Raw genomic sequence first — 2,162 nt, 5'->3', positions numbered from 1 at the left:
AAGAAAGCACAGGATGATGAAGCCAGTGGTGAGATTGAAACAGCACATCCGGGTTACCTGGGGTCGCAGGACACTTTTTATGTTGGTCATTTAAAAGGTGTTGGTCGTATCTACCAACAAACTTATATTGATACTTACTGCAAAGTCGTTCATTGTAAACTTTACACAACGAAAAGTTCGATAACTGCTGCGGATTTATTAAATGACAAGGTTCTGCCTTTTTATGCCCAACATGGATTACCGATATTACGTATACTGACGGACAGAGGTAGTGAATATTGTGGTAAAGTTGAGCATCACGATTATCAACTTTATCTGGCTATCAACGATATTGATCACACAAAAACTAAGGCACGCTCGCCTCAAACTAATGGAATTTGTGAACGTTTTCATAAAACCGTATTACAAGAGTTCTACCAGGTAGTTTTTCGTAAGAAAATCTACGGTAATTTAGAGGAATTACAAACTGATTTAGATAAATGGTTAGAGGAATACAATAACCAGCGTACTCATCAAGGAAAAATGTGTTGCGGTCGAACACCCATAGCAACTTTACACGATGGAAAACAAATTTGGAGAGAAAAAGATTTAAATCAAATTTAGCCTGACAGATACTGTATAAATAACCGGTAACTGTCAGATCAAGTCTGAGCTACTACAAATTAGGGGCTTTAAAAGTTATTTTTTGTGTTCAATAACTTCTGGTTGAGACGTTTGACCAATAGCTATTTTTTGTGGTTTTTCTTCTTCCGGTATTTCGTAATTAAAGGTTAATGTTAGCAAACCATCGGCTAAATTGGCATTTTGGATTCTGATGCGATGGTCAAGGTCGAAGCTCATTGAAAAGCCTTTTTTCTCAATACCTTTATGTAGCCATTTTTCTGTTTTGCTATCATCGTTACTTTCTTCTTTCTCCGTTTCATTTTTTCCGCTGATGGTCAGCTTATTATTCAGTAGGGATATATCCAACTCGTGTTGTTTATAACCAGGAACCGCTACTGTGAGTTCCAGATTTTCTTTATCTTTTTGGTATAAATTGTAAGTCGGCATGTCTGACAACGGTTTTTCGCCGGTTATTCGGCTAAACAGCTTATCCATTTGGGTAAATCTGTCGGATAACAGGTTATCACTGAGCATAGGAATAAGAGAAAAAGAACGATAAGCCATATTGTCCTCCTTTTTGCGCTTATTGACTTTACTTTTTAAATAAGAACTCTCCTCATTATTTTCAAGTGTCTAATAACTATTTTTTTACGAAAATAATTGTTGCATTAAATACAAAAGTATGACTTAATTAAGTCTGTTCTCGAGGCTAACAATCTCTTTTTATTAGTAAAAATTTTAAGTAATTCGAAATCTAGCGATATCAAAAATACCTCTTCATTAATGAGTTCCTTCTGATTAAATACCATTAGTAAAAATCATGTTAATCTTTGAGATTTTTGATTAATTAACAAAATTAAGGAACGTATATGTCAAGCATCAATACAGGTATTGTTAAATGGTTTAACGCTGATAAAGGTTTTGGATTTATTTCACCCAAAAATGGCAGTCAGGATGTGTTTGTTCATTATTCTGCTATTCAGGGTAATGATTATAAAACGCTTTATGAAGGGCAGGAAGTAAACTTTTCAGTCGAAAGCGGCCATAAAGGACCTTCGGCAACTAATGTGATAGCGTTATCGTAGAATTGAATTGATTGATATTATCGCGTGGTTATTTTTATACTACTCGATGATTTCGTTTAGTTAGTAACAAATATCCGCTTGCCACTTTCACCTATCAGAGTTCCGTTACCACCCTCAATATCAAAATAGTAAAGTAAGCCTTTATCTGTTAGTTTACGTTCTCGTAATCTTATTATTTTGACAACTTCTTCGTTGTAGAAAACGGACATACCAGGTTCTAGTCTTCGAAATGTTGTTCTGTGTTTGTTGAGTTGAATCATGATAATTTCCTCTTTGTTCTCAAACGAAAAATAGCAAGGAAGCAGCCTAGCGGCTGCAAATCGATATCGGGTAGAATGGTGGTACCTTAAACTAGTTGCTGAATAGAGACTTGCATTTTTTGTCACGCTATTGAGAATAAAAAGAGGTTTAACTTAGAGAATAAAGGTTTGAAATGATCAACAAAGAGCGGCTGTTACGAGATAATCGTTTATG

Annotated in this window: 4 protein-coding genes; 2 read left to right on the top strand and 2 right to left on the bottom strand. The window is 35.1% G+C overall.

From position 1 onward, the window contains the following. Nucleotides 1-603: integrase core domain-containing protein (locus tag CBG25_RS00840; protein WP_290603686.1), on the top strand; the 603-nt coding region annotated here is incomplete at its 5' end. A gap of 75 nt (nucleotides 604-678) precedes the next feature. Here the strand turns inward: CBG25_RS00840 and CBG25_RS00835 are convergent. Continuing rightward, nucleotides 679-1,167, bottom strand: coding sequence for an Hsp20 family protein (locus tag CBG25_RS00835; protein ID WP_290603825.1), 489 nt, complete (start codon nucleotides 1,165-1,167; stop codon nucleotides 679-681). Nucleotides 1,168-1,472: 305 nt separating this feature from the next. Here CBG25_RS00835 and CBG25_RS00830 point away from each other — a divergent pair, with 305 nt between their 5' ends. Next, entirely contained in the window at nucleotides 1,473-1,688 is a 216-nt protein-coding gene (locus tag CBG25_RS00830; protein ID WP_290603823.1) for a cold-shock protein, read from the top strand. 56 nt (nucleotides 1,689-1,744) lie between these two features. Here CBG25_RS00830 and CBG25_RS00825 read toward each other — a convergent pair whose 3' ends face one another. Beyond that, entirely contained in the window at nucleotides 1,745-1,948 is a 204-nt protein-coding gene (locus CBG25_RS00825; protein WP_290603821.1) for a hypothetical protein, read from the bottom strand. Between the last annotated feature and the right edge of the window lie 214 nt (nucleotides 1,949-2,162).

It is taken from the genome of Arsenophonus sp. ENCA (assembly GCF_002287155.1).
GTDB classification, from domain to species: Bacteria; Pseudomonadota; Gammaproteobacteria; order Enterobacterales; family Enterobacteriaceae; genus Arsenophonus; species Arsenophonus nilaparvatae.
This window is presented reverse-complemented; position numbering and strand designations above follow the sequence as displayed.

What these genes read in the sequence shown, in the direction of transcription:
- CBG25_RS00830 (WP_290603823.1), top strand. Translation starts at nt 1,473, where the DNA reads ATGTCAAGCATCAATACAGGTATTGTTAAATGGTTTAACGCTGATAAA.
- CBG25_RS00835 (WP_290603825.1), bottom strand. Translation starts at nt 1,167, where the DNA reads ATGGCTTATCGTTCTTTTTCTCTTATTCCTATGCTCAGTGATAACCTG.
- CBG25_RS00825 (WP_290603821.1), bottom strand. Translation starts at nt 1,948, where the DNA reads ATGATTCAACTCAACAAACACAGAACAACATTTCGAAGACTAGAACCT.